The following is a 26,778-nucleotide window of genomic DNA, read 5'->3' as shown; positions in this document are numbered from 1 at the left end:
GCTTTGATCCCCTTTCGATTTAAGATTCTTAACGTTTGGGATAGAGCGGGTAGTCTACATGGCTAGGGACATCAATCAGAATGAGCCGCAGCGGCGTGTCGCCGGTCGCCGTAATGACCGCATCTTGTGCTTCGTCAGCTCTGGCTAAGATAAAATCCTTATGTTTAAATGCCGTATCCTTCGCTTCTTTGGAAATATACGTCCATGAGCCGTCACCGCGAATGGCCAGAGCGGTCAATGTTCGTCCGCCTGCGATCGGATGGGTATACCGTGCGCCAGGTGCAAGCTCGACATCCCACATGTGCGCATCTGCTGCGATGGAGATTGGCGATCCTTCACCGATGACCGTTTTCTTGGTATATCCATCGCCTTGGGAAATAGGGAAAGCCTCATGCTCGTATTGGTTGTACGTAGGCGGTCGTTTAATGGCTTCTTGGATGGATGGCTCGAACCAGATTTGGAAGCCCTCCATGTCCGGACCGACAAAACGTTCTTCATGGCTGACGCCTGAGCCGGTTTGCATCAGCTGCATGCCGCCGGGACCGATCGTGCTCTTGGTGCCGAGCGTATCGCCGTGTTCCGCTTGGCCGGCTACAACATAGGTCAAGATCTCGAACGCTTGGTGAGGATGGAGCGGGATATAGCCTCCTTGTTTCGAATGAGCCCATGCCCAGTAGAACAACGGGCTTACACGTTTCACGACTGATCCTTCGCCGGAGAAGCCGATTGGCTTCTGTTCCGTAATTTTGCCGCCGTCAAATGCGCCTGTAGCTTGAAGTGACGGTCCATATACGAGTGTTTGTATCATACTAATAACCTCCAATGAATGAATGAATGAATGTATTGTGAAAGAGATCAAAATGGATCAACCGCCGATTGCGTACTCGCCTGCGCCGATAAGGGTAACGCCGATTGCAACCGCGATGAGGACAATGTTGTATTCCATGCCATTGCCCGTAATCCAGAAGCCGTTTCTGCGATGAACGGCAATGATAGCGCCGAGCATTGTAAGGACAATAAGTACAGCGGATACCGGCAGCCATAAGCCAAGGGCAAAGAGCAAACCGCCGGCCAGTTCAGCAAGACCGGCGGCCAGCGCAATCAGAACGCCGGGTTTTAAACCAATCGAATCCATCCAGCCTCCGGTCGCTTTAAGGCCATATCCGCCAAACCAGCCGAACAGCTTCTGCACGCCATGCCCCATAAACGTCAACCCTACAACCAGCCGGATAAGCAACAAGCCCAGTGCAATACTCATGAATGATTTTCCTCCATAAAATAAAAATATTAAGTTTCTTAACATTAAGATATCAGGTCCGCAAAATTGAAGTTAAGAAGCTCTACTTGAAGCTGGTTTGCGCCGCGATACCGAGTTTCTTCAATAATTGGATCGCTTGTTTCTGTTCTTCGGACGATAAACCGCTGACGGCATTGGAGATAACCTCGCGGTGACTCGGAAACACATCATCAAGAAATTGTATGCCTTGCTCCGTAATTTCAGCATAGATAACGCGACGATCAGTTGGGCATGCTTTACGATGCGCCAATCCTTTGGCAACAAGTTTATCGATCACATAAGTGATGTTGCCGCTCGTCATGAGAATCTTCTCGCCAATCTGCTGCAGCGGCTGTTCGCCCTTATGATAAAGGAGCTCGAGAACGCCAAACTCCGTCGGGTTCAGACCGTGCTTGCGAATATCTTGATGAACATGAGCGCTGACCCACTGATGGGCGCGGGACAATATAATGAAGAGATGCAATTCCTGATCGGTTTCATTGGCCATCATTATCACCTCGAATGCCGAAGTTTTTGTCTTAATACTTAATATCTTAATTTAAAGATAATAGATTCCCGGCTGTTTGTCAAGACTGCCGCATCCGTGATTTGAGCACACTTATATAAGCCGATAAATACAGTCGCGAATTTTTCCCTTCATTATATTAATTTAATTTTCAACTCGCAAAAGAGGACTGAAACGCGTGCCGCGCTTCAGTCCGGCTATCCGTATTCCTTCGATCTATATTAGTGGTTCATGTGAGCGCGAGCCCTGAGCTGGCTTTCGATCGGTGGCGGAACTTCGTCCCCGCCTACGAATTGATGCTTGACCAGCTTATTAAATGAAGAGAGCCATGGCGTAAGGGAATGTCCTGCCCAAGCTTCCTGCGCATATTGCACCATATGATTGTTGAACTCTTTGTTCGCCGAGATATGAACTTCCTGTACAGCCGGTGCCAGCTTGCGGACATGAATGGCAATCGTCTGCTTCAATTCGCTGGAGATTTCATTATGGTCATTGATGGTGAGAGCAGAGTTATAAGGCGTTGCGACCCGTTGGTTGTTCCAATAGGGGCTGCCGTTGTCTACATTATAGACGCCTTCCGTTGTACCGCCGTTATTTTGCTCTTTGGGACCGCCCGTTTTGCGTGTACCTGTTGCAGTCCAGTCTGTTGTGATCGCTACATAGGCATTCTTATCGGTAAGCATGACGATCGCACCGGCAACACCGTTAATATTGGATACATCATTCGAAATGAGGGAGCTGTATTCAAACCAGTCATTGTCGTGCTGTCCCGGCAATCCGCTCATCGTGCCGTACATGCGGCTGCCGAGCATCTTCGGATCGCCCTTCTTCTTGGAGCCGTAGTCGAACGTACTGTTCTGGACGTGGCGCTCATAGTTACAGCCGCTTAAGGCCATGACGGTTACCATTGCACTGGCTGCAATCAAAATGAGAAATAAACGATAAGCTGCTCGCTTTTTCATTAAGGGTAGCTCCTTTCATTAACCTAGCTTTAGGATGGGCTAGCGGGAAACAAATATGCATGCTATTTCGATACATAAAGAACCATGGTTTTTGCACACAATGTAGGATAGACATGGTGGTTCGAAACGGTAAAATGGCAAGCGTCAAAACGCTAAAAATCGGCGATTTTACTGGTATGAGAACAATTTGTGAACACGCCTGGGAACATTGACAAATAGCACCTTCAACTTTATATTTAATAAAGTGATTAGATTGCAGAAGTTGTCTAAACATCTAGGATTTCACGCAGCACAGCCGCTTTTTGCGCCATCTACGGCAGCTGCGAAAACGTAAAAAGTGGGGTTGATTGATGATGAATCGGTGGCACGTTCTAAAACGGCTAATGCCGCTTCTTGCCGGAATGGTGTTGCTGCTGTCAGCTTGCGGACGAGCTGACTTGTCGACGCTTAGACCGCAAGGGCCGGTTGCCGAAGAACAGTACGGACTAATGAAATTAACGATCTGGATCATGATCGGGGTCGTTCTAGTCGTTTTCGCTATTGCAGTTTATGTAATTATTCGCTATCGCCGCCGTCCAGGCGACAAAACGATCCCTGTACAAGTGGAAGGGAACCACAAGCTGGAGATTATTTGGACAGTCATTCCGATTATCCTGCTGATCATCCTCGGTGTTCCAACGGTTAAGTCCGTATTCGGACTTGCAAAGGACTACACGAAGGATCCTGCTGCAATTCAAGTTAAAGTTACAGCTCACCAATATTGGTGGGAGTTCGAATATCCGAACCTTGGTGTGAAGACTGCACAAGAGCTGCTCATTCCAAACGATGCGGTTATCTCGATCGAAGCGAAAACAGCGGACGTGCTTCACTCCTTCTGGATTCCATCGCTAGCTGGTAAAACAGATACCAATCCGGGCGGCAACGTGAACATCATGTACTTTAAAGCACCGAAGACAGGTGTTTACCTAGGTAAATGTGCCGAGCTCTGCGGACCTTCTCACTCCTTGATGGATTTCAAAGTGAAGGTTGTAGACCGCGCTTCATTTGAACGCTGGGTAGCGGCTATGAAGAATCCGGTTGCGCTTCCTGAGAATCAGGAAATTGCGGAACTGCTCAATAAACAATGCTTGTCTTGCCACGCTATTGGTGGTAACGGCGGTCAAATCTATCCGAACCTGACAGGCATCGGAAGCCGTCAATCGGTAGCGGGTATTCTGGTTAACACGGACCAAGCGCAATACGCGAACGAAGGTACGGTTGAAGAGAACCTGAAGAGATGGCTGACTAATCCACAAGAAGTAAAACCAGGCACATTGATGCCTAAGGTTGATCTCACCAAAGAGCAAGTCGATGCCATCTCGAAATACCTGGCAGGCTTGAAGCTAGAATATTAATTACTTACGGAATGAAGGAGGTACCTACTTTGGCTCACGGACATGCGGTTAAACGGTATAGTGGCCTGATGGATTGGCTGACGACCGTTGACCATAAAAAAATCGGCATTCTGTATCTGATATCGGGCGGATTCTTCTTCCTGGTTGGCGGATTGGAAGCACTCCTGATTCGGATTCAGCTATGGAAGCCGTTAAATGATTTCGTAGCGGCGCATACGTTCAACGAATTGCTGACGATGCACGGTACAACAATGATCTTCCTTGCGGCGATGCCGATCATATTCGCCTTAATGAATGCGATCGTACCATTGCAAATCGGAGCACGGGACGTTGCGTTCCCATTCGTTAACGCAATTGGTTTCTGGACATTCTTTGCAGGTGGCGTTCTGCTAAACGTCAGCTGGTTTGCCGGCGGCGCGCCGGATGCAGGGTGGACAGCATACGCACCACTTTCGACATCGACTTATAGTACTACGCACGGTCTCGATTATTATGTTATCGGTCTTCAAATCGCCGGTATCGGAACGTTGGTTGGCGGTATTAACTTCTTGGCAACAATTATTAACATGCGTGCACCGGGAATGAGCTTCATGCGTATGCCAATGTTTACATGGTCTGCGTTCATTACTTCGGCGCTTATCTTGTTCGCTTTCCCTGCACTGACAGTTGGTTTGGTAGCGATGATGTTTGACCGTGTATTCAGCGGTAACTTCTTCGAACCGACTAACGGCGGTAATGCAGTCCTATGGGAGCATATCTTCTGGATTTTCGGACATCCTGAGGTTTACATCTTGATCCTGCCTGCTTTCGGGGTTATCTCCGAAGTCATCAGCGTATTCTCGCGTAAACGGTTGTTCGGTTACAGCTCCATGGTATTTGCAACGGTCTTGATCGGTTTCTTGGGCTTCATGGTTTGGGCGCATCACATGTTCACAACGGGTCTTGGCCCGGTAGCGAACGCGTTGTTCTCCATTGCAACCATGTTGATCGCGGTTCCGACAGGTATCAAAATCTTCAACTGGCTATTCACGATGTGGGGCGGTTCGATCCGTTTCACAACGGCAAATCTGTTCGCGGTAGGCTTCGTTCCGACATTCGTAATGGGTGGCGTAACAGGCGTTATGCTTGCAGCAGCACCGGCTGACTTCCAATATCACGATTCATACTTCGTAGTTGCCCATTTCCACTACGTAATCGTCGGTGGTTTGATCATGGGTCTGTTCGCAGGTCTGTACTACTGGTGGCCTAAGATGTTCGGTCGCATGCTTAACGAGACACTCGGTAAAATCATGTTCTGGACATTCTTTATCGGCTTCCACCTTACATTCTTCGTACAGCATTTCCTTGGTTTGATGGGTATGCCGCGTCGTGTATGGACTTACCTAGACGGCCTCGGCTTCAACAACCTGAATTTGATCAGTACAATCGGCGCTATGCTAATGGGTGTCGGTACGATCATCTTCCTGCTTAACATTGTTATTACTTCAATGAAACCGCGTAATGCAAGCAATGACCCGTGGGAAGACGGCCGTACACTGGAGTGGACGATTCCTTCTCCGGCACCGGAATTCAACTTTGCACAAACTCCGCTCGTTCGCGGATACGATGCTTATTGGAAAGAAAAAATGGAAGGCAAAACAGAAATGGTACCGGCAGAGCCGCTTGGTCCGATTCACATGCCTTCACCATCCATTCTTCCGTTCTTTATGTCAATCGGCTTGTTCATCGCTGGTCTTGGATTCATGTACGCGAAAGGCGACTACGGTACAGGCGCTTGGGCGTATATTCTAAATCATCACATTATCGCTATATTCGGAATGCTGATTACACTTGCATGCATGTTCTTGCGTTCGGTGTATGACGATCATGGCTTCCATATCGAAGTGGATGAGATTCAAGGGAATAAGGGGGTTAAAGCATGAGCGGACATACACACGTAGACGGCCAACTCCCTCATGAGCCGGAAAAAGCAACCCTCGAGGGACGTAATAAAGTTCTTGGTTTCTGGCTGTTCCTAGGCGGTGAAACGGTATTGTTCGGTACGCTGTTCTCGGCGTACCTGGCACTCCGCCACCAAGTCGGCGACGGCAACCCAACTCCGATGGAGTTGTTCGATCTCAAAACCGTTGCAATCGCAACGTTCATCTTGTTAACTTCCTCCTTGACTAGCGTGTTCGCGATTCAATCGATGCACACGAACAAAGTAAAGTCGATGATTAACTGGCTGATTATCACCGTTCTCTTCGGTCTTGCTTTCTTGGGCCTGGAGATTTATGAGTTCACGCATTACGTTCACGAAGGACATAAGTTCTCAACCAGCGCATTCAGTACATCGTTCTATACGCTTGTCGGCTTCCACGGTGCTCACGTATTGTTCGGGGTTCTCTGGATTTCGATTCTGATCGCGCAGATCTTCAAAAAAGGTCTAAATGTCGTAACTGCTCCTAAGATATATGTTGCCGGCATGTACTGGCACTTTATCGACGTTGTGTGGGTATTCATCTTCACCGTCGTGTACTTGATGGGAAAGGTGGGCTAACGAATGGCTGGTCAACATTCTGCTGCCGAAGAGAAGAAACACCATAAACATGAAGGTCCTAAGAAGCATATCATTGCTTTTATCTTCTCGATTCTGCTGACTGTCATTGCATTCGCAATGGTAGCTGCAGGCGAGATTAACACTTCGTTTATCTACATCAGCCTTGTTATGATGGCGTTAGTGCAAGTTTTCATCCAAATGGGCTTCTGGATGCATATGAAAGACCGCGGTCATATTTTCCCGATCGTCGGTATTCTAATGGGTGTGTTCGTCGTATTCACGATTGTCATCATGGCCGAATATTGGGCTTGGTGGTAATACGGTTCTAAATTGAAGAGAGGGAGGTCCTAGTTGGCCCCCTCTTTTGTTGTAAATGTAGGTTGGAATGGAAAGGGGTACCATCATGCTCGGATTGCAATTTTTCAGCTTTGAAGAGTTATGGAGCCCGTGGTTTTTCTTCTTTATGACAGCATTGGTTATTCTCTATTTCTACTTGGCTGGACCTTGGAAGGAAAAACATGCGCCCAATGAACCTCGTGTCAGGGGAATGCAGAAAACATGGTTCGTGACCGGTATGGTGCTGTATTATTTGGCACAAGGCGGGCCGCTTAATTTGCTCGGACATCTCATGTTCACGTTCCATATGGTGAATATGTCACTATCGTATTTAATTGCTCCGCCGCTACTGCTGCTCGGCATTCCAGGATATATATGGCGTTATGTATTCGCAAGACCGTTCTGGTCGAAGTATCGATCGCTGATGAATCCGATCTTTACGCTGGTTTTGTTTAATATGTTGTTCTCCGTCTATCACGTTCCGGTTGTACATGATTACGTGATGACGCATTTTACGATCCACCGAATCTATTACTTGGTATTACTTGTTACTTCGTTTATGATGTGGTGGCAAATTACATGTCCGGTACCGGAGTGGAACCGACTAACGGATGTACGGAAGATGGCGTACATCTTCGCAAGCGGCATGCTGCTTACACCTGCGTGCGCTCTTATTATTTTCGCCAGCCATACGATGTATGCCACTTATAACGACCCGGAAGTATGGGCGCAAGCGATGGGGTACTGCGTATCCGGCGATCCAAGCGCACTGCTAGCCAACTTTAAGGGTCCAACCTTCTTCAATTTAATGGGTCAAAACGAGGATCAGCAGCTTGGCGGAATCGTCATGAAGCTCGTACAGGAAGTCATGTACGGCGCTATCCTGGCCTACGTGTTCTTCCATTGGTATAGGAAAGAGCATGCCGATTCCGACGACGAATTGCCGGACAGTGGCGCGCTCAGCTAGTTAGCAAGTTTGATATTTCATGAATGGACGGGATGCTCCTTGTCACTTTACACATTACTACCTACTATCAGTACTTCCTTTATCGCACTAAGCGCGATTCTTGTTGCGATCGGCTGGAACCTGGCAATTAAGAGAAGGCTTGAGTCTCACAAGAAAGTGATGATTGCGGGCGCCATCTCAGCGCTGCTCTTCTTTATCATCTATGTATCGCGTACCATATTCGTTGGCAATACGGACTGGGGCGGTTCGGATGAGCTTAAGCCCTACTATCTGACTTTCCTATTCTTTCACATCGTGCTTGCAACGGTTGGGGCCGTGTTCGGTCTTACGACGCTTACCCTTGCGTTCAAGGAAAAGTTCGCCAAGCATCGCAAATGGGGACGCATTACGTCAGTCGTATGGTTATGTACGGCCATTACGGGCATCGCCGTATATGTGCTGCTTTACTTATTGTATCCGGGCGGTCATACGAAACCGGTACTTGACGTTTTGTTCGGCAGTTAAGTAGCCGGAGCCAAAGCGGTAAATCCTTAATAGGGATTTACCGCTTTTTTGTTATGTTTACAGACCGGGAGTGAACCAGTAAAATATGTGAATAAGGAACAAATGATGTTTGATTCGAACAGGAGTGTGCGAAAAGATGCAGCTGCACGGACAACAATATACACGCAGGGAAATAGAAGCCAGAGTGGGACGAATCGAGCAAATTGGCGGGATTCGCAGGCTGACGCTGACAGAAGGCAATGAAGCAGGTTCATCAGTGCTGTCTGTTCGAACAGGAGCAGGTCTATCGTTTGATGTGATGCCTGATAAAGGACTGGATATCTCATCCGCATCTTACGGAGGCGGCTCGTTATCCTGGCAATCGGCGAATGGGGACGTACATCCTTCTCATTATGATGATCAGGGATTAGGCTGGCTTCGCACCGCATCAGGTGGATTGCTGATGACCTGCGGCTTGATTAGCGCGGGATCGCCGAGTCAAGTGGATGGCCGCTCTTATGGCTTGCACGGCAGAGCTCATCATACACCCGCAAGGCAAGTGGTTGCCGAAGGCTGGTGGGATGGTGACGAGTACGAAATGCGAATCGCTGGTGCGCTGGAGGAAACGTCCATGTTCGGCGGTCATCTCCGGATGAGACGCGAAATCAGGTGCAGGCTTGGCGAGAATCGGGTAACGATCCGCGACGTCGTTGAGAATGCGGGCTTTAAAGCTTGCCCGCATATGATGCTGTATCATGTGAATTTTGGTTATCCGCTGCTGACGGAGCAGTCGCGGATTGATTTTCCGGATAGGGGAAAGGTTGTGCCGCGCGAAGCTGAAGTTCCGGTTGAGGGCTACAACAGCTGGGATGCGCCTGATCCGGAATATGCGGAGCGCGTGTATTATCATGAACTGTCCGTGCATGCAGGAGGGAAAGCATCTGTAACGATCCATCAGCCGGAGTTTCCGATTGCGGCAGCGCATTCTGTTCCAATAGACGTTAAACTGAGCTGGAATACGGATACCCTTCCGAAGCTGGTGCAGTGGAAAATGCCCGGTGCCGGCGTTCATGCCCTAGGCATAGAGCCTTCGAACTGCGATGTTGAAGGGATGGAGGTGGAACGGCAGCGGGGAAGCTTGGTCATGCTGGAGCCTGGAGCATCACTGGCCTATGAATTGGAATTGACAATTAGCTAAGAGCAGCGCGGAAGGGCGAGTGAGCCAGATGACGATGAGTATGAATGAGAGACAGCAGCAGCTGCTCGGGATGCTGGAGAGCAGCGGCGAGGTGAAGGTAGCCGGACTTAAGGAAACATTCGGTGTAACGGAGATGACGATTCGTCGCGATCTGGAGAAGCTGGAGCTGGCAGGTTACGTGAAGCGGACGTTCGGCGGTGCCATATTGGCATCGAAGGATGTGGCGCTGCAGGATCGGTCCGTCGTGATGACCGAGGAGAAGAATCGAATCGGCCGAGCGGCAGCTGCTTTGGTAACCGAGAACGATTCGATATTTATCGATGGGGGGACTACGACGCTCTATGTCGCGCGGCATTTGAAGCCGGGGATGAACATCACGGTTGTGACGAATGCACTGAATATAGCGCTCGAGCTGCTGGAACGAGGGATCACCACAGTTGTCACGGGCGGTATGGCACTGGAGACGACGTCGACATTAGTAGGTCCGGGAACGGTAGAGGCGATCGGGAAAATGGCGTTTGACCGCGTATTCCTAGGCACTACAGGGATTACGGCAAAACATGGGTTCAGCAACTCCAACATGTACGAGGCTGAAATCAAACGGATGGCGATTGTGCAAGCGACTGAGGTCAATGTCGTTGTTGACCATACGAAATATGGGGCGAAGGAGCTGTTCTCATTCGCTCCGCTGTCCGCTGTCCACCGCGTTATTTGCGATCGGCTGCCGGAACAGTCGCTGGTTGAGGCCTGCCGTGAGCATGGCGTGCAATTGCTGGAGGCTTAGTGGGCATGCAACATCGTCATGTTTGTTTTAAACATTAGTGTAGACAGTAGTCCGGAGCTCATATAGAATAATGTTATAAACGAACATTATTTGTTCCAACAGAACAGAGGGGAATGGTAGATATGGCATCGGCAGCACCACGTCTCAATCGGATGTTTAGCGAGCAAGGAAAGTGTTTTGACGTAGCGGTAGATCACGGCTTTTTCAATGAATTTTCCTTCCTATCGGGCATTGAGAATATGAAGCAGGCGATTGAAACGATCGTGCAGGCAAACCCGGACTGTATTCAGCTTAGTATTGGCCAGGCGAAATGGCTGCAGGCGGTTCCCGGCAAGAAGAAGCCCGGTCTTGTCCTGCGTACGGATGCGGCGAATATCTATGGAACGGAGCTGCCGCGTTTCTTGTTTAGCGAGCTGATTGATCGCGCGATCGAGAAGGCGGTTGCGCTTGATGCCGTCGCGGTATGCGTGAACCTGCTGCTGCTCCCGGGTCAGCCGGAGCTGCATCATCAATGCGTTCGGAACATCTCGCTGCTTAAGAGCGAATGCGAGAAATACGGCATGCCGCTGATGGTAGAGCCGCTGGTTATGCTCCCGAATGAGGCGAAAGGCGGTTACATGGTAGACGGTGACATTAACAAGATCATGCCGCTCGTCCGCCAAGGCGTGGAGCTTGGGGCGGATGTCATTAAAGCCGATCCTTGTGATGATGTAACGGAATATCACCGCGTTATTGAGGTAGCTTCCGGTATTCCGGTATTGGTACGCGGCGGCGGCCGGGCAAGCGACCAAGAGATCGTAAACCGTACGGTAGAGCTGATGAACCAAGGCGCATCGGGTATCGTATACGGCCGTAATGTCATTCAGCATCCGAATCCGGCAGGTATGACGAATGCGTTGATGTCGATCGTGCATCATGGCGCTGCGGCATCCGAGGCGCTGGCCATTCTGGGCGGAGAGGGTGCGAAGTAGGATGAGCAGACCTATCGTTCGTTTCGGCGTCATCGGCTGCGGCTTGATGGGCAAGGAGTTCGCCAGCGCGGCGGCAAGATGGCTGCACCTGGAGGGCGTTGATTTTGAACCCCGCATTGTGGCGGTATGTGATGCGAATCCGGCTGCGGCGGAGTGGTTTCAGCGCCAAGTACCAAGCGTGGAGCGCGTGTACTCGGACTACAAGTTGCTGCTATCCGACCCTGATGTGGATGCTGTTTATTGCGCGGTTCCTCATAATTTACATGCACAAATTTACGTGGACATTATTGCCGCGGGCAAGCATTTGCTTGGGGAGAAACCTTTCGGCATCGACAAAGAAGCGAATTCACGCATCAATGCCGCGCTGGTGGCACATCCCGAGGTGATTGTTCGCTGTTCATCGGAGTTCCCCTTCTATCCGGGAGCACATCAAATCATCCAATGGGTAAACGAAGGCAAATTCGGGCGAATCATCGAAGTGGAAGCGGGCTTCTGGCATTCCAGCGACCTCGATCCGACGAAACCGATCAATTGGAAACGCCGCGTCGCTACCAACGGCGAATATGGTTGCATGGGTGATCTGGGGATGCATGTGCTTCATCTGCCGATGCGATTCGGTTGGCAGCCGAGCAGCGTGCGCGCCTTGCTGAGCAAAATTGTTTCGGAGCGGCCCGATGGCAAAGGCGACAAAGTTCCTTGCGAAACATGGGATAATGCAATCTTAGCCTGCGACGTGAAGACGGATGATCAAACGTTTCCAATGGTGCTTTCGACGAAACGAATTGCGCCCGGACATGCGAATACATGGTTTATTCGCATTCAAGGAACAGAGATGTCCGCGGAATTCAGCACCAAGAATCCGAAGCAAGTATCGTCGCTCCCTTATTCGCCGGGTAAGCAGCAGGCCTGGCATACGGTGGATGTGCCGTACAAGTCGGCTTACGGAACGATTACGGGCGGGATCTTCGAGTTTGGGTTTTCCGATTCGATATTGCAAATGTGGGCGGCGTTCTGCGATGAGCTTGTCAGCGGCAAGGATGGGATGAGGCAGCCGTTTTACTGTGCAACCCCGGAAGAGGCGCGCGGCAGCCACCTCTTATTTACGGCGGCACTTGAATCGCAGCGAACCGGAGAAACCGTAACGATCGACTGGAGGGATTAACCTTGAGCGCAGCACGCGCAAACTTAGATGTCGAAGTCGTGGTGGCAGGGCATATCTGCTTAGATGTAATCCCTTCAATGCAAGCGAAGAAGGACGGGATGGGGGCGATACTCGTCCCAGGGAAGCTGGTGGATATTGGCGCAGCCGTGATATCTACCGGCGGGGCAGTGTCGAACACGGGGCTTGCGCTGCACCGGCTCGGTGTAGGAACCAAGCTGATGGGCAAGATCGGCGATGATCTGTTCGGCGGGGCCATTCTGGACGTGCTGCGCGGGTATGGCCAGGAGCTTGCAGGTGGAATGATCGTCGCCGCCGGTGAGCACACGTCCTATTCGCTCGTGATCAGTCCTCCGAATATCGACCGGATCTTCCTCCACTGTACGGGGGCTAACGATACGTACTCGGCCGATGATTTGCCTGTCGAAGCATTGCGAGATGCGCGCTTGTTTCACTTTGGCTACCCGCCGCTCATGCGCAAGATGTACGAGGACGGCGGAACGGAGCTGGCGGAGCTATTGTCGCGCGTGAAGGAAGCAGGACTGACGGTATCGCTGGATTTGGCGAAACCCGATCCGGAGTCGCCTGCGGGATTAGCTGACTGGCGCAGCGTATTTGTGAAAGCGCTGCCGCATGTGGACGTGTTCATGCCGAGCTTCGAGGAGATTCTTTATATGCTTCGGCGTGAAGAGTATGACCGGCTGCTGGCTGTCCATGATACGAATGACTTGCTGCCTTTTGCGGATGGAACGCTTCTAAGAGAGCTGTCGCAAGAGCTGCTTGACCTTGGCGTCAGCGTAGTGGTGCTGAAGCTGGGTGAGCACGGCCTGTACTTGCGGACAACGGATAATCGTACGAAGCTGGCGGCGATGGGGAATGGCGCTCCTGCGGATGTAGAAGCGTGGCTGAACCGTGAGCTGCTTGTCCCCTGCTTCGAGGTTGAAGTAGCGGGGACAACCGGTGCGGGGGACTGCACGATTGCCGGATTTATTGCCGGATTGCTTAAGGGGCTCAGCCCGGAAGCGGTCTTGAATGGTGCGGTTGCGGTCGGTGCCAGCAACGTGGAGCATGCGGATGCGACGAGCGGCGTTCCGGCATGGGAAGCCGTGCAGCAGCGGATGGCGGCAGGCTGGGGAAGGAAAGAAGTGACGCTGACGTTGCCCGGTTGGAGCCGTGTAGTCGCCGCCTCGTCAGCAGCCGGTCGGGCTGAGGAAGGCGTTTGGTACGGACCGTTGGAAGCAGCGACGACAACAACGCGAATGGCTGAATCCTAAGGAGGCGGATGAGTGTGAAGAGAAGCGAAGTGCGGGCCGCGCAGCAGCGGACGGCGGAGTTATTTGGTCAAGTCGGAATAGTATTGACGGCGGAGGAACGCGACAACATAGAAGTCGCCACGTTCGGACTGGAGAATTTGGAATCGCAAGGGCTCGAACTCATCACCTATATTAATAATGATCGTTATTGCGCGAAGGAGCTGGTCTTGTTCGCCGGCCAAACCTGCCCCGAACATCTGCATCCGCCTGTCGGCACAGATTCGGGCAAGCTGGAAACCTTCCGCTGCCGATTCGGCAAAGTATGGCTCTATGTTGAAGGAGAGCCGTCTGCCGCGATCCAAGCGACGGTGCCGGCAGGCAGCGAGCCGTATTATACGGTGTTCCACGAGATTGAGCTGTACCCGGGCGAGCAATATACGATCTCCCCCGGCACGAAGCATTGGTTCCAAGCGGGCAGCGAAGGCGCGATCGTGTCGGAGTTCTCCAGCACAAGCCGCGATGAATTTGATATTTTCACCGATCCGAACGTACTCCGTATTCCTGTTATTGAAGAAGATCAATAGACGTGCAGAGTGGAAGCCGGTATCTCCGCGATGGGATACCGGTTTTGTTGTAGCCGCTGCTATCCGGTTTTGTCGCGCAGCACCTGCTCGACCTTGGTTAGATGAATCTCCATGCGGGAGGAGGCAAGTACTCCATCCTGCTGTTCGATCGCTTCAACGAGGGCGATATGCTCTTCGAGCAGCCTGCGCGCTGACTGGCGTTCGGCATAGAACCAGAGGGAACGCGTGTCGCGCATACTCTCATGGAGCCGCAGCGAAAGTGACTTCATGAGCTCGATGAGCATCGGGTTATGGGTCGCGGCTGCGATTTGCTCATGCAGGCGGACGTCTGCTTGCTCGCTGAATGCTTCGTCCGCGAGCTGCTGCTCCATTTGCCTTAGCGTCTCGTGCAGGGCGGCAAGGTCATCTGCGCTGCGATGCTTAGCGGCGAGCGAGGCGCAGCCGGTTTCGAGCACTTTGCGCACTTCCAGCAGTTGAAGCAAGGAGTCTGCGCGATCGAGCCAGTCTTCCTTGAGCGCGGTGTTGGCGTCTTCAAGCGCCTCCGGTTCGGGCGCTCTGACAAAGGTGCCGCCGCCTTGGCGAATGTCAAGGAGGCCTTTTGCTTTGAGCGCGCTCAGCGCTTCGCGGATCGTTGAGCGGCCGACTCCGTATTCGGCGGCGAGGTCAACAACGGATGGAAGCTTGTCACCGGGGAGCAAGGCACCGGAGGTAATGCGGCCGTAGAGCTCGCGTGAAACCCATTCATTGCTCTTAAGCGGGCGTTCAATTCTATTCATAGGGAGAAACCTCCTGAGCGGCTGATGTTCATGATGACGGAAGACGGCTATTTATCGATGTCACATTTCTCCATCTTATGATATACTTCTTTCAAAGCAAAGTCATCAGACGACCTGATCTATTTATCGCCGAGGGGGAACTCTTTCATGCTTCAAGACACGGTCACAATCAAGCTGCGCGCCATCGTTGGCGAGCAGTGGTTCAAAGATGATCCGGAATCGTTAATTACTCATTCCTATGATGGGACGCCGATGCTGCAATCGCTGCCGGATGGCGTGATTTATCCCGAGAATACGGCACAGGTGTCGGCTATATTGAAGCTGCTGCAGGAGCAGCGCATCCCGGTTGTCAGCCGCGGCTCCGGTACGAATCTATGCGGCGGAACCGTGCCGGTTCAAGGCGGAATCGTCATGGTGATGCACCGGATGAATCGCATTCTGGAGGTCGATCTCGAAAATCTCACAGCTACCGTGCAGCCCGGCTTAAATACGAAGCAGTTTATTACGCATGTGGAGCAGCTTGGCCTGTTCTACCCGCCGGACCCGAGCAGCATGGCGATTTCGACGATCGGCGGCAATATTGCCGAGTGCTCGGGCGGGCTTCGCGGCCTGAAATACGGAACGACGAAGGATTACGTCATCGGCCTTGAAGCTGTGCTGGCAAACGGAGAGATCCTGCGCACCGGCGGCAAGCTGATGAAAGACGTTGCCGGTTACGATCTGACGAAGCTGCTGGTCGGCTCGGAAGGAACGCTTGCCGTGATTACGGAAGCTACGCTGAAGCTGATTCCTCCGCCGAAGACGAAGAAGACGATGCTGGCGATGTATAAGGATTTGTATGGCGCGGCTCGGACCGTTTCGAAGATTATCGAGAACCGCATTATTCCGGCGACGCTGGAGTTTCTGGATAATCCGACGATTCGCGTCGTGGATGATTTCGCGAAGCTGGGGCTTCCGCTGGATATGGATGCGATCCTGCTCATCGAGCAGGATGGCGATCCGGAGATGGTGGAGCGGGACATCGCGCGGATCGCGGATATTTGCCGCAGCGAAAATGCGGAGCGCGTCTCCATTGCGGAGAACGAGGCGGAGGCGCTGAAGCTGCTGACCGCGCGGCGAAGCGCGTTCACTGCGCTGGCGAGACTGCGGCCGACGACGATTCTGGAGGATGCGACGGTGCCGCGCTCGAAGATCGCCGAGATGGTGCTCGCGATCAACGAGATTGCGGAGCGGCATAACGTGACGATCTGTACGTTCGGCCATGCCGGGGACGGCAATCTGCATCCGACAGCTACGACGGACGCGCGCGATCAGGATGAAATTCACCGCGTGGAGCTGGCTTTCGAGGAAATCTTCGAGGCCGCAATCGCGCTTGGCGGCACGATAACGGGTGAGCATGGCGTTGGCCTTGTGAAAGCACCTTACTTGGAGTGGAAGGTAGGCGCGGCCGGCATGGAAGTTATGCGGGCGATCAAGACGGCTTTCGACCCGAACAACATCTTGAATCCGGGCAAAATGTTCGCCAAATCAACGCGCAAAAGGGTGGTGCTCGGCCATGGCTAACTCCCTTGTCTCCCTGCTTGAATCCAAGGAAGGCGGCAAGTGCAGCGAGCTCGCGACAACGCTGAAGAGCACGCTCGACTATGATCAACTTACCAATTGCATGCGCTGCGGCTTCTGTTTGCCGGCGTGCCCAACCTTCCGCGAAACGGGCATTGAAGCGGAATCGCCGCGTGGACGGATTGCGTTGATGAAGGCAGTGGCGGACGGCATTATGGATCCGGATTATGCATTCGAGACGCAGATGAATCACTGTTTGGGCTGCCGTGCTTGCGAGCCGGCTTGTCCTGCGGACGTGAAATACGGACAGCTGCTGGAGCAGGCGCGCGATTCCATCGAGCAGCATACGACGAGCCACCGCTGGTGGGTGAAGCTGGCACGCAAAACCGCCTTCGAGGGGATGTTCCCCCATCAGAAACGGATGCGGCTGCTCGGCGGCGCGCTGCAAATCTATCAGCAGTCCGGCTTGCGCAAGCTCGTTCGCGGCGTCGGCCTCATGAAGCTGTTCCCGGCTCATATGGGGCAGATGGAGCGCATCTTGCCGGAGGCCTCGTATCGCGGCGTAGTCGAGCAAATCGGCTCCCGCCATCCGGCGAAAGGGGAGCGAGTGGGCACGGTCGGCTTGTTCCGCGGCTGTATTATGGATGTCTTGTTCACGGAAACGAATAAGCATACGGTCGAACTGCTGAATGAAGCGGGCTTCGACGTCGTCATTCCGGAGACGCAAAATTGCTGCGGTGCTCTGCATGCGCACAGCGGCGAGCAAGCAGGAGCGAAGGAGCTGGCCAAGCGCAACATCAAGGCATTCCAATCCGCAGGGGTCGATTGGATTGCTTCCAATGCCGGCGGATGCGGCGCGCTGCTGGTGGAATACGATCACCTGCTGCACGATGATCCGCAGTGGGCGGAAGGCGCAGCTTGGTTTGCGAAGCGCACGCTTGATGTGAGCAAGCTGCTCGTGGAGCACGGCCGCTTACAGGCTGCGGCGACGCAGGCTATGGCAACGAGCAAGGCTGCCGCAGCGCCGAGCTGCGGCAGCGGCGGCGCGAAGCCGGGCTGCGGCAGCGGCGGCGCGAAGCCGGGCCCGGTCAGCGAGGCGGCGGCCGAAACAGCCGCAGCCGACGGGTGTGGCGGCTCCTGTGGAGGAGGCGGCGTAAGCTTCGCCTCCGCGGACAAGGTCCGCATCACCTACCAGGATTCCTGCCATCTGCGCAACGCGATGCGCTCCTCCGAAGCGCCGCGCAAGCTGATGCGCAGCGTGGCGAACGCGGAGTTCATCGAGCTCCGCGAAGCGGACCGCTGCTGCGGCTCGGCGGGAATCTATAACTTGACCCAGCCGGACATGGCCGGTCAAATTCTCGATCATAAAATGGAGCATGTGCAACGAACGGATGCCCATTACTTGCTCACGAGCAATCCCGGCTGCCTGCTGCAGATGAAGCTCGGTATCGAGAAGCATGGCATGGGCGGCAAGATGGAAGCCGTGCATCTGGTTGATTTTCTGCATGAGCGGATATGTAAGTGAAATAGCCAGATATAGAAACAGTCCGGGGGTTTGACCTCCCGGACTGTTTTTCACCTCACACACATCTGCCTATTAGGAAGTAATCCTCGACGTGAACATGGTCCCAAGTGACTCCAACGGTAAAAGCAACGTTACTGCCTCCGATTCCGCTTGTCTCAATACGAACGCCGAAGACATTGACACCTGCATATACATTGTCCAGCGTATAGCTGGAGTTAGGCTCTCCGATCGGATTTAGCGATACCAGCTTCATGACATAGGGGATTTTCTCACCGGATCCGGTGCCGGACGGCACGATTTGATAGACTTCAATCGCCGCAGCGGCAGGCAGCCGGTCGGTGCTGAACACACAAATCTCAAGGCTTGTGATTTGTGGAACTTGGCCGTTCCAGATTGGACCGGAATCATAGATGGGCATAACTCGTCCTCCTTTATATGATGCGACTATTACTAGTTACTATATGGCAGTGAGACAAGTTTGGTTATAGATAGCTGGCTAACTAATAGAAAACAAGCCCCTGATCAGGATCAGGGGCTTGCGTTTATAATTGCGGCTATACCCACCAACCGTTATCCTTCTCATCCAGCAGCTCCGCGGAAACCTCGTTCCATTGGAACGAAGTTTCTTCACCGGCGAGCTTCCAACGGCTCGGGCATGTCGTGCGCAGCCAATCCAGCGGCTCGCCAACCGGCAGCGGCTCGGCCGCCAGCTCGAAAGCGGCGCGCAGCGCGAGCTCCTGCTCCTTCGTGACGATGGCCGGATCGGCCGAGACGAACAGCGGCGTGCCGCTGCCGGCAAGCAGGCGCAGCCATTCCCGATTGTACGCCCAAGGCACATCCTTCGTTAAGCCGAGGCAATCCGCGTCGTGGCTGTAGAAGGTGCCATGCTGCGCCATGCGAAAAGCCATCGTGTTCACGCCCATGTAACGAGTTCTCTCCCACCAGCGGCCGCTGGTATCGTCGCCGGTTCGCTGAATTTCGAACAGTCCCGCGGAGAGGTGGCTGAAGGTGTTGCAGCCGATAACGTCCGCCTGCCCGGAGGCTTCGGCAATTGTCCGATACAGCGCGAGCGTAATCTCGGCGGTAGTCTTGGAACGGTCATGAAAAGCATAAGGCAATGCATGCGGCTTGGATTTCATCGTGAAACCCCATTGCCCGAGCATATCGTATGTCGTGAAATCATGCTTCAGCATATCAAAACCATAGCCTACCATTCGTTCTACCGATTCGCGTATATGGGCCAGTACGTCCGGCATACTAGGGTCGAGCACGCTGCTTCCTGTTGATGATTCCTTATAGCGAATCCATTGCGCGGGCACGTTCTCCGTCGTCAGGAGGGGGCGGAACCAGAGGCCGGGCTTCACGCCGATCTCTTTCATTTCACCGGCGAGCCGTTCCATATCAGGGAACTTACTGTTGCCGATCCAAGGTCCGCCATTACAGGTGCCCCCATGATCTTTGGCTGACTGCCAGCCATCGTCAATAACCATATACGGACGATTGAGCTTGTTCGAAGACAAGGAAGAAATAAAGCGCGAATCCTCCAAAATCTCCCTATGCGAGCTTTCCCCGTAAGCGTAGTACCAGTTATTCCCGCCATATACAGGCTGCTTCGGCATTAGCGGATTGTCGCACATCATCGCGCAGAAACGTCTTGCAGCAGCGAAAGGCGTCTCGCTCAGCGTGCCCGGATCGTAAATGATATGAGCCACGGCAAGTGTGCGCTCACCCAAACATACGCCCCCGCTGCCGCTCGTGACATCGGCAGTGAACGTGATTCCATCCGAATCAAGCTGCCAGTAGCAGAGCGAGTTAGCGCCTGTTTTTACGCCATATCCGGCCGTGCGCAGCCCGTCGTGAGTGAGAAAATACCAAGGCATGACGCGCTCCGGAACAATACCCCGCCATTCCAAATCTCCATAGCCGCGCTCCCAGTGATCGCCGAGAATAAGCAGATTACCTGCCGGTGCTTCGTTCCAGCGCAGTTTGATTGTGCGTACGGGCAGTACGGGTGCTTCCAGCTCAAGCGAGATTACATTCCCTTTGCGCTCCATCGTCAGTGCCAGTCCGGCCGTTTCCCAGCGATCCGCTCCAGAGCGTGATAGCGTGTGCCACTTTTCTTCCGTTCGGATGACGATTGCGCTTGGTTCGCCTGACAAAATCATAGTAGTCAGAATAATGCCTCCTTATAGGAATCGTTTTATAGATCTATTCTAATATGGATAACCCCTCGAGGCATACACATAACTAACAACCGAGGCAGAGGTGGAAAGTATGGAAGCGTTCAAGTCTCTCCTGACCAAACTTCTGATCCTCCTCTTTACGCTGCTTTTCATCTACCCTGCGATTCTGTTCGCCATGTTGGTACTGGGGTTTACGGATTCATGGAAATCAGGAACGGTAATGCTCGTGTCGGCATTGCTGCTTCGTTTTATTTTGAAACGAGAAGTCGCGAAGCTTCCTCCCATTCGCAGCGTAAAGGAAGAGCAGCTGGGAAGCTTCTCGGGTGTTTATAATGACGGGGAATCTCCGCCGCAGCTCAGCGATATTTACTATGACATTGCCGCGAAGTTGAAAGAGCAGGAGGAGATTATTCGAATCGTAAATCAGTTGAACGAGAAGCCGGGCCAAAAATAAACTTCGCCTTCCAATTGTTTACAAGCGAGAGGATGGTTTCTTATAATGGAGTAACCTGATTAGCGATAGGGAGTGAAGGTGGTTGAAGCGTTACGTGTTCGCAATTGCTGCAGCGTGTATCATGATTTGTTTAGCGATACTCGCGTATTGGGATGTGTACAGGCCACGGGTTGGTCCGGTGGGCAACGGGCCGGACGATGCCGCCGTTCTAAGAGTGCTGATTCTTCGGTTAATTTATCCCGCGGGCTTACTGGTTGTTGGCATTATCGGCTTATGGAGGTACAAGAAGAAGAGATCGTAAAGAAAGTAGGTTAGTCTGCGCATGGAGCACTTGTCCGATTACCTTCACGTTCAATCGATCGCAAGAGCAACAATGAATGACTTACAGACTTTTATCCGTGAAGGCATAACGGAGCGCGACATCGCGGGCAGAGCCGAGGACTTCATGCGGAACAGAGGCATTGAAACCATCTGGTATTATGGGATCGGCGCCTTCGTCCACGTCGGTAAGCGTACGCTTATCTCCGAGTCCGGGAGAAGTTATGAGCCGTCCGATTCTGCTGTTGGCCGCGATGACATTGTGACTGTCGACCTCAGCCCGGAATATCGCACCTATTGGGGCGATCATGCTCGAACTTTTGTAGTCCGTGACGGCAGGGTGATGGAGGAGCGGGAGCTGCGGGTTTGCGACAGCGATTTTGCCGGCGGGGTCCGAATGGGAATCGCACTGCATGAGGCGTTTATCGACTATGCGAAGCCGGACAAGACGTTTGAGCAGGCCTATCAATATAGCAATGAGATGCTGCGTCGGCATGGCTACGAGAATCTGGATTTTGCCGGCAATGTGGGCCATACGATTGCGTTTCATAGAGACGATCGAAAATACTTCGAGCAAGGAAACACGATGAAGCTCGGCGAAGCGAGGCTGTTTACCTTCGAACCTCATATCAGCCGGAAACATGGCGAATATGGATTCAAGCGGGAGGATATCTACTATTTTGACAATGGCAAGCTTGCTTGCCTATGAGAAGAGGCGGCTGTTAAAGCCGCCTTTGCTATTATATGGAACTGAGATTAGAACACTATTCCTCGGTAATGTTGCAGAAACGGCAACATTTGGTATGCCCGAATGAATTCTGGGCCGGAGTGGGAGTAGGAGTAGGGTCGTGTCGTGTCGTGTCGTGTCGGGGATTAGAATTGACGTCCGGGAGGCATCATTGCATTCTTTGCAAGCTTGAGCGGGCCAAGCCATGCCAACGCCGCGGTGGCGCCACAACTTTATAATATCTTAAAGCTGGATGTCATTGACAGCTGTGCACTCGACTGAGTATACTGTATATATGAATATACACAGTATATAGAGCAGGAGGCGAGCTGGAATGACGAGCTGGCAAGGCGCATGGAGATTGCTACGTTTTGAAGGAAGCCGTTCTTGGTTGGGACTGCTGCTTACGATAATAATCGCTAGCTATATGGTCGTTATGATGATGCCTTTGTTTAACGATTTGCTTGAAGATGGAGGCGCGGGCACTGGGTGGGGAAGTGATTTCGTCTATTTGTCCATTCTGCCTACGATGGGGTTTCTGATGAACCGAAGTGTGCTGCATTACTGGGGAAGAGATCCGTTTACGCGAAATAATGCTTACCTGCGCGCGATGCCGATCAGCTGGAATACGATCATTATGGCAAGGCTGCTGCAGTTTGTTATTGTATTGACCATTGTTGAGCTGTATTTCTTCACTTTACAATATGTCGCCTTAAATGAGCTTCGCGAGCTGATGTCGCCCGGAGAGTATGTCTTCTTCGCATTCATCTGGTATGGCTATGCCATGACGGCGGGTTCAACTTATATCTTCTTTGAACAGACCTTCAGAGGGAAAATTTATTTTCTGATTTGCTGCGGTTACTTGCTGTTATACGCTGCAATCGGCCTTGTGCTGTGGCTGGCGGATACGCATCTGATGTACAGAACCATCGAGGCGTCCCGCGATCATGCCATCCTTTGGCCGATTCTGTCGGTGCTCATGGGATTCGCCGTATCCACATTGATGGGCGTGCTGATTCGGAAGCGAAATACGAAACGCAATTTGCTGGAATAGCGTAATGAATGCGAGAGAAGGTGTGGACGGTGTGGATTCCCATTCAGCTGAATGAACATAGCGCGGAGCCGTTATACCATCAGATTGAGGTGCAGCTTCGTGCATTCATTGTCAGCGGTCAATTGCCGGAAGGTACGCTGCTTCCATCCATACGAGAGTTGGCGCAGCTGACCAAGTGCAGCGTTATAACCGTTCGGCGGGTGTATCAGGATTTAGAGAATGAAGGACTGCTTCGCACGCGGCAGGGAACGGGTACTTTTGTCGCGAAGGTAGATACGGATTCAAGGGATCGCCAGCGGCGAACCGCGGTTATGGAAGCGATGGAGCAGGCGGCGGAAGCGGGGCTTCGGGTACATTTCAGCGATGAAGAGTTGATTGGCATGCTGCAAGACGTGCTGCGCCGAAAGCGAGAAGGAAGCACGGCATTACTTCAGGGCGGGGAGGCGGACAAGGATGAGTGATGCTGCTGTTAGGATTACCGGAATGACGCAGCGCAGACCGAATTTCGAGCTTGGTCCCATCGATCTGGTCATTCCGAGCGGATACGTGACGGCAATCGTGGGTCCCAACGGTTCGGGGAAGAGCTCGCTCTTCCGACTGCTGCTGGATCTGGCCAAGCCGAATTCCGGGGGGATGGAGCTGCTGGGCGAGCCCGTCGGATCGAGCAACGATACGAAGCTGAAGGCGCGAATCGGTTATATGCCGGAGCAACCGGTCGATCTGGAGGATGGGCTGCGCGGGAATCAGAAAACGGATTTCGTTCGGCAGTGGTACCCGAAGTGGGATGTTCATCTGTATCAGGAGCTGCTGAGGAGGTTCGAGGTAGACCCGGCGATTAAGCTCGGCAAGATGTCTAAGGGGATGCGCCGGAAATTCGATCTATCGCTCATGATGGCGCATCATCCGGACCTGCTGCTGCTCGATGAACCTTCCTCGGGTCTGGATCCGATCGCTTGGAAAACGATGATCGACGTGCTGCATCGTTATATGGAGCAAGGGAATCGGACCATTGTCATGGCATCCCATATCGTCGATGAAGTCAGGCGGCTTGCCGACTATATCGTATTTGTGGTGCAGGGTAAGGTACTCGGGTTTTATGAGAAAGATACCTTGCTTAATTCATGGCAGGTGATGTACATCGAAGCTGCCGGAGTCGGTATCAATTGGAAGCAGATGCCCGGTTACCGCCATGCGGCGAGCATCTCGGGGGGAACGACCTACAAGGTGGTAACTGAGGATGCGCTGCAGGCAGAACGATGGCTGGCCGAACAGAAGCTGGCATTAATCAGCAAGCAGAAGCTGGAGCTCGATGAGATTTTGCTGCATCATATCGAACATGCGAGAGGAGTTTTGTAGAAGATGAATGCGTTGTCGATTGAACAGGTTTATAAGCAGTATGGAGATAAGACGGCTGTGAATGGCATTAGCCTCGAGGTTGCGCCGGGGGAGATTTACGGACTGCTTGGCGCCAACGGTGCAGGCAAAACAACGACGATGCGCATGGTGCTCGGCCTAATCTACCCGGATTCCGGCAGCATTCGATATGATGGCAAAGCTTACGGGAAAGAGCAGCTGAAGGGACTTGGCTACCTGCCGGAGGAGCGCGGCTTGTATCCGAAAGTGAAAGTGAGCGATCAGATCCTCTATCTGGCCCAGCTGCGCGGGATGTCCAAGCGGGATGCCGACCAGAACCTGAAGCGCTGGCTGGATCGGTTCTGCGTGCCGGAGTACTACAACAAGAAGGTAGAGGAGCTGTCCAAAGGAAATCAGCAGAAGATCCAATTCATCGCTGCTGTCATCCATCAGCCGCGCATCGTCATTATGGATGAAGCGTTCAGCGGATTGGATCCGGTCAATGTGGAGCTGCTCAAGTCGACGGTGAAGGAATTGCGCGATGCCGGTTCATGTATCTTGTTCTCGACGCATCGGATGGAGCATGTCGAGGAGCTGTGCCGCAACATTACGATCCTGCATAAATCAAACACGGTTCTGCAAGGCAATTTGAAAGCGATTAAGAAGAAGTTTCCGCGGGAGCGCATCATTCTGTCAACGGACGGCGACGTTTCCGGCCTTGAAGCGGTTGGCGGCGTCATGAAGGTGAAGCGTCATGAGTATGGGTATGAGCTGCTGATCCATGATGAAGCGGCAGGTCGCCCGGTGTTGGAGCTGGCTATGGCGCAAACCGGCGTGCATCGTTTTGAAATCTTGGAACCCACGCTCAATGAAATCTTTATTAAGACGGTAGGTGAGAGCCATGAATAACGGTTTCTGGACAGTTGTCGGTTTTACGGCAAAGAATAAGCTGAGAGGGAAAGCCTTTCTCGTCACGACACTTATCATTGCAGTCATCATCAGTATTGTCATCAATCTACCGTATTTGATCTCGCAATTCAGCGGCGAAGGGAAGCCGACTGCGGTGGGCTACTTGGACAGCTCGAGTGAGAAAGCCAAGTCGGAGCTGTTCACCTCCACGCGGATTGCCGATATGCTGAATACGTATTACGGGAAACAGGAGAAGCCTGAGCTGAAGCTGGTGCCCATTGCTGATGCGGGTTCTGCGGAAGCGAACGAGAAGGCATTGAAGCAGGCGGTTGCCGATGATGTCATACATGGTTATATCGAATTTTCGCCGGGCAAGGAAAGCGACTTTCCTGCCATTACGTATAAGTCCGAGAGCTTGATGGAATCGAAGGTATCGGATTCGCTGACCGCCGCGCTTCAAGTGGTTAAGATGGAAGCGGTCATTGGCGGAGGCGGGCTGAGCGACGAAGTGAAGGCGCTCCTGACGAAGCCGATTGAGCTCGATACGGTGCAAATTTCCACGGTGGAAGGCGCCGGTTCGATCGGTTCGGGGAAAACGAAGGAACAGCAGGGAATAGACTTCTTGACGGTGTACGTGATCATTATCATGCTGTTCATGGCGATTATGATCAGCGGCCAAATGATTGCAAGCGAGATTACCGCGGAGAAGAGCTCGCGCGTCATGGAGATTCTCATCACGAGCGTCTCGCCGCTGAAAGCGATGTTCGGCAAAATTTTCGGGATGTTTCTCATCGTTCTGCTGCAGTTGGCGCTGTATATCGCAGTCATAGTGATCAACATGACGCTGCCGCAAAATATCGATAAACTCGGTGATCTCGGTATTTCGCTGAGCGAAATCGATCCGGTTCTGGTTACCTACGCGCTGGTGTTCTTCTTTACCGGTTACTTCTTGTTTGCTACACTCTTCGCGGCAGTCGGCTCCATAGTCAGCCGTACGGAGGATCTGGGCCAGGCCGTGCTGCCGATTACGATGCTGTCGCTCGCCGGGTTCTACATCTGCATCTTCGGAGGCATGAACAGTCCGGGCTCGATGCTCATGAAGGTGTGCTCGTTCATTCCGTTCGTCTCCCCTTATGCCATGGTCACCCGGCTCGGACTGTCCGATCCGCCGCTATGGCAAGTATGGCTGTCGATCGCGACGCTGCTGGCTTCCATTCTGGTAGCAGGCTGGTTGTCCGCGAAGATTTATCGCGCAGGCGTGCTGATGTATGGCAAGAAGCCGTCGATGAAAGAGCTGTTCAAAGCGATGCGTGCTTATAAGTAAGTTCGTTAAACTAACTCACACACACACACACACACAGAGAGGACCGCTGATAGTTCAGTGGTCCTCTTTCTGATTTACTGCGAAAAACGTCTGTCACAACCGTTAAAGTTTTGAAGCATAGACATAGAAAAGGACCACTGCAGAAGCAGCGGTCCTTTTCTAT

29 protein-coding genes are annotated in these 26,778 nt (G+C 52.6%); 22 read left to right on the top strand and 7 right to left on the bottom strand.

Annotation, left to right across the window (positions count from 1 at the left end; all coding sequences use genetic code 11):
• Positions 1-28: 28 nt before the first annotated feature.
• From I8J30_RS28360 to I8J30_RS28345, 4 genes are all read right to left on the bottom strand, one after another.
• Positions 29-805: a pirin family protein gene (locus tag I8J30_RS28360; RefSeq protein ID WP_210663883.1), complete on the bottom strand. Its 777-nt coding sequence runs from the start codon at positions 803-805 to the stop codon at positions 29-31.
• 60 nt (positions 806-865) lie between these two features.
• Positions 866-1,258: a DoxX family protein gene (locus I8J30_RS28355; protein WP_210663855.1), complete on the bottom strand. Its 393-nt coding sequence runs from the start codon at positions 1,256-1,258 to the stop codon at positions 866-868.
• Between the two features lie 82 nt (positions 1,259-1,340).
• Entirely contained in the window at positions 1,341-1,784 is a 444-nt protein-coding gene (locus I8J30_RS28350; RefSeq protein WP_210663882.1) for a MarR family winged helix-turn-helix transcriptional regulator, read from the bottom strand.
• A 239-nt stretch (positions 1,785-2,023) separates the two neighbouring features.
• Positions 2,024-2,764, bottom strand: coding sequence for a hypothetical protein (locus I8J30_RS28345; protein WP_240548447.1), 741 nt, complete (start codon positions 2,762-2,764; stop codon positions 2,024-2,026).
• A 350-nt stretch (positions 2,765-3,114) separates the two neighbouring features.
• On the opposite strand from I8J30_RS28345, the gene coxB reads away from it, so the two are divergent.
• From coxB to I8J30_RS28285, 12 genes are all read left to right on the top strand, one after another.
• Positions 3,115-4,158, top strand: a complete 1,044-nt coding sequence (gene coxB / locus I8J30_RS28340) for a cytochrome c oxidase subunit II (protein WP_210663854.1) — start codon at positions 3,115-3,117, stop codon at positions 4,156-4,158.
• 68 nt (positions 4,159-4,226) lie between these two features.
• Positions 4,227-6,080 carry a cytochrome c oxidase subunit I gene (gene ctaD, locus I8J30_RS28335; RefSeq protein ID WP_177246164.1) on the top strand — a complete coding sequence of 618 codons (1,854 nt, stop codon included), beginning with the start codon at positions 4,227-4,229 and terminating at the stop codon, positions 6,078-6,080.
• Positions 6,077-6,697 (top strand): cytochrome (ubi)quinol oxidase subunit III, encoded by a 621-nt coding sequence (locus tag I8J30_RS28330; protein ID WP_091225347.1) that lies wholly within the window; start codon positions 6,077-6,079, stop codon positions 6,695-6,697. Before ctaD ends, I8J30_RS28330 begins: the two co-directional genes overlap by 4 nt.
• Before the next feature lie 3 nt (positions 6,698-6,700).
• Positions 6,701-7,015, top strand: coding sequence for a cytochrome C oxidase subunit IV family protein (locus I8J30_RS28325; protein WP_210663853.1), 315 nt, complete (start codon positions 6,701-6,703; stop codon positions 7,013-7,015).
• Between the two features lie 85 nt (positions 7,016-7,100).
• Entirely contained in the window at positions 7,101-8,000 is a 900-nt protein-coding gene (gene ctaG / locus I8J30_RS28320) for a cytochrome c oxidase assembly factor CtaG (protein WP_210663852.1), read from the top strand.
• 39 nt (positions 8,001-8,039) lie between these two features.
• Entirely contained in the window at positions 8,040-8,504 is a 465-nt protein-coding gene (locus tag I8J30_RS28315) for a DUF420 domain-containing protein (RefSeq protein ID WP_210663851.1), read from the top strand.
• Between the two features lie 136 nt (positions 8,505-8,640).
• The gene (locus I8J30_RS28310; RefSeq protein ID WP_210663850.1) at positions 8,641-9,681 is read left to right on the top strand and encodes an aldose 1-epimerase family protein; all 1,041 of its coding nucleotides are present in this window, start codon (positions 8,641-8,643) and stop codon (positions 9,679-9,681) included.
• Between the two features lie 28 nt (positions 9,682-9,709).
• Complete coding sequence (locus tag I8J30_RS28305) at positions 9,710-10,465, top strand: DeoR/GlpR family DNA-binding transcription regulator (RefSeq protein WP_210663849.1); 756 nt, start codon at positions 9,710-9,712, stop codon at positions 10,463-10,465.
• 122 nt (positions 10,466-10,587) lie between these two features.
• A complete protein-coding gene (locus I8J30_RS28300) occupies positions 10,588-11,436 on the top strand; it encodes a class I fructose-bisphosphate aldolase (protein WP_240548446.1) in 849 nt (282 codons plus the stop codon).
• Between the two features lies 1 nt (position 11,437).
• Entirely contained in the window at positions 11,438-12,598 is a 1,161-nt protein-coding gene (locus tag I8J30_RS28295) for a Gfo/Idh/MocA family protein (protein ID WP_210663848.1), read from the top strand.
• Between the two features lie 2 nt (positions 12,599-12,600).
• Complete coding sequence (locus I8J30_RS28290; protein WP_240548445.1) at positions 12,601-13,869, top strand: carbohydrate kinase family protein; 1,269 nt, start codon at positions 12,601-12,603, stop codon at positions 13,867-13,869.
• 8 nt (positions 13,870-13,877) lie between these two features.
• Positions 13,878-14,432, top strand: coding sequence for a D-lyxose/D-mannose family sugar isomerase (locus I8J30_RS28285; RefSeq protein WP_210663847.1), 555 nt, complete (start codon positions 13,878-13,880; stop codon positions 14,430-14,432).
• Positions 14,433-14,491: 59 nt separating this feature from the next.
• Here I8J30_RS28285 and I8J30_RS28280 read toward each other — a convergent pair whose 3' ends face one another.
• Positions 14,492-15,208 (bottom strand): FadR/GntR family transcriptional regulator, encoded by a 717-nt coding sequence (locus I8J30_RS28280; protein ID WP_210663846.1) that lies wholly within the window; start codon positions 15,206-15,208, stop codon positions 14,492-14,494.
• Between the two features lie 147 nt (positions 15,209-15,355).
• Here I8J30_RS28280 and I8J30_RS28275 point away from each other — a divergent pair, with 147 nt between their 5' ends.
• A complete protein-coding gene (locus tag I8J30_RS28275; RefSeq protein ID WP_210663845.1) occupies positions 15,356-16,771 on the top strand; it encodes an FAD-linked oxidase C-terminal domain-containing protein in 1,416 nt (471 codons plus the stop codon).
• Complete coding sequence (locus I8J30_RS28270) at positions 16,764-18,293, top strand: (Fe-S)-binding protein (RefSeq protein WP_210663844.1); 1,530 nt, start codon at positions 16,764-16,766, stop codon at positions 18,291-18,293. Before I8J30_RS28275 ends, I8J30_RS28270 begins: the two co-directional genes overlap by 8 nt.
• A gap of 55 nt (positions 18,294-18,348) precedes the next feature.
• Here I8J30_RS28270 and I8J30_RS28265 read toward each other — a convergent pair whose 3' ends face one another.
• Positions 18,349-18,711: a hypothetical protein gene (locus I8J30_RS28265; RefSeq protein ID WP_210663843.1), complete on the bottom strand. Its 363-nt coding sequence runs from the start codon at positions 18,709-18,711 to the stop codon at positions 18,349-18,351.
• A 136-nt stretch (positions 18,712-18,847) separates the two neighbouring features.
• Entirely contained in the window at positions 18,848-20,458 is a 1,611-nt protein-coding gene (locus I8J30_RS28260) for an alpha-amylase family protein (RefSeq protein ID WP_210663842.1), read from the bottom strand.
• 109 nt (positions 20,459-20,567) lie between these two features.
• Here I8J30_RS28260 and I8J30_RS28255 point away from each other — a divergent pair, with 109 nt between their 5' ends.
• The 8 genes from I8J30_RS28255 (at position 20,568) to I8J30_RS28220 (ending at position 26,615) form a co-directional block, all read left to right on the top strand.
• Entirely contained in the window at positions 20,568-20,930 is a 363-nt protein-coding gene (locus I8J30_RS28255) for a hypothetical protein (protein WP_210663841.1), read from the top strand.
• An 82-nt stretch (positions 20,931-21,012) separates the two neighbouring features.
• The gene (locus I8J30_RS28250; protein WP_210663840.1) at positions 21,013-21,231 is read left to right on the top strand and encodes a hypothetical protein; all 219 of its coding nucleotides are present in this window, start codon (positions 21,013-21,015) and stop codon (positions 21,229-21,231) included.
• Between the two features lie 21 nt (positions 21,232-21,252).
• Positions 21,253-21,957, top strand: coding sequence for a M24 family metallopeptidase (locus I8J30_RS28245; RefSeq protein WP_276316194.1), 705 nt, complete (start codon positions 21,253-21,255; stop codon positions 21,955-21,957).
• A 352-nt stretch (positions 21,958-22,309) separates the two neighbouring features.
• A complete protein-coding gene (locus tag I8J30_RS28240) occupies positions 22,310-23,029 on the top strand; it encodes a hypothetical protein (RefSeq protein WP_210663838.1) in 720 nt (239 codons plus the stop codon).
• Between the two features lie 29 nt (positions 23,030-23,058).
• The gene (locus I8J30_RS28235; protein ID WP_210663837.1) at positions 23,059-23,490 is read left to right on the top strand and encodes a GntR family transcriptional regulator; all 432 of its coding nucleotides are present in this window, start codon (positions 23,059-23,061) and stop codon (positions 23,488-23,490) included.
• Positions 23,483-24,385 (top strand): ABC transporter ATP-binding protein, encoded by a 903-nt coding sequence (locus I8J30_RS28230; RefSeq protein WP_210663836.1) that lies wholly within the window; start codon positions 23,483-23,485, stop codon positions 24,383-24,385. Before I8J30_RS28235 ends, I8J30_RS28230 begins: the two co-directional genes overlap by 8 nt.
• Before the next feature lie 3 nt (positions 24,386-24,388).
• Positions 24,389-25,291: an ABC transporter ATP-binding protein gene (locus tag I8J30_RS28225; protein WP_210663835.1), complete on the top strand. Its 903-nt coding sequence runs from the start codon at positions 24,389-24,391 to the stop codon at positions 25,289-25,291.
• Positions 25,284-26,615, top strand: coding sequence for an ABC transporter permease (locus tag I8J30_RS28220; protein WP_210663834.1), 1,332 nt, complete (start codon positions 25,284-25,286; stop codon positions 26,613-26,615). The genes I8J30_RS28225 and I8J30_RS28220 overlap by 8 nt, the downstream gene beginning before the upstream one ends.
• The last annotated feature ends 163 nt before the right edge of the window (positions 26,616-26,778 follow it).

It is taken from the genome of Paenibacillus lignilyticus, from assembly GCF_017942085.1.
GTDB lineage: Bacteria > Bacillota > Bacilli > Paenibacillales > Paenibacillaceae > Paenibacillus_Z > Paenibacillus_Z lignilyticus.
Note: the sequence above shows the minus strand (reverse complement) of the source record. Positions and strands in the feature narration are given on the sequence as shown.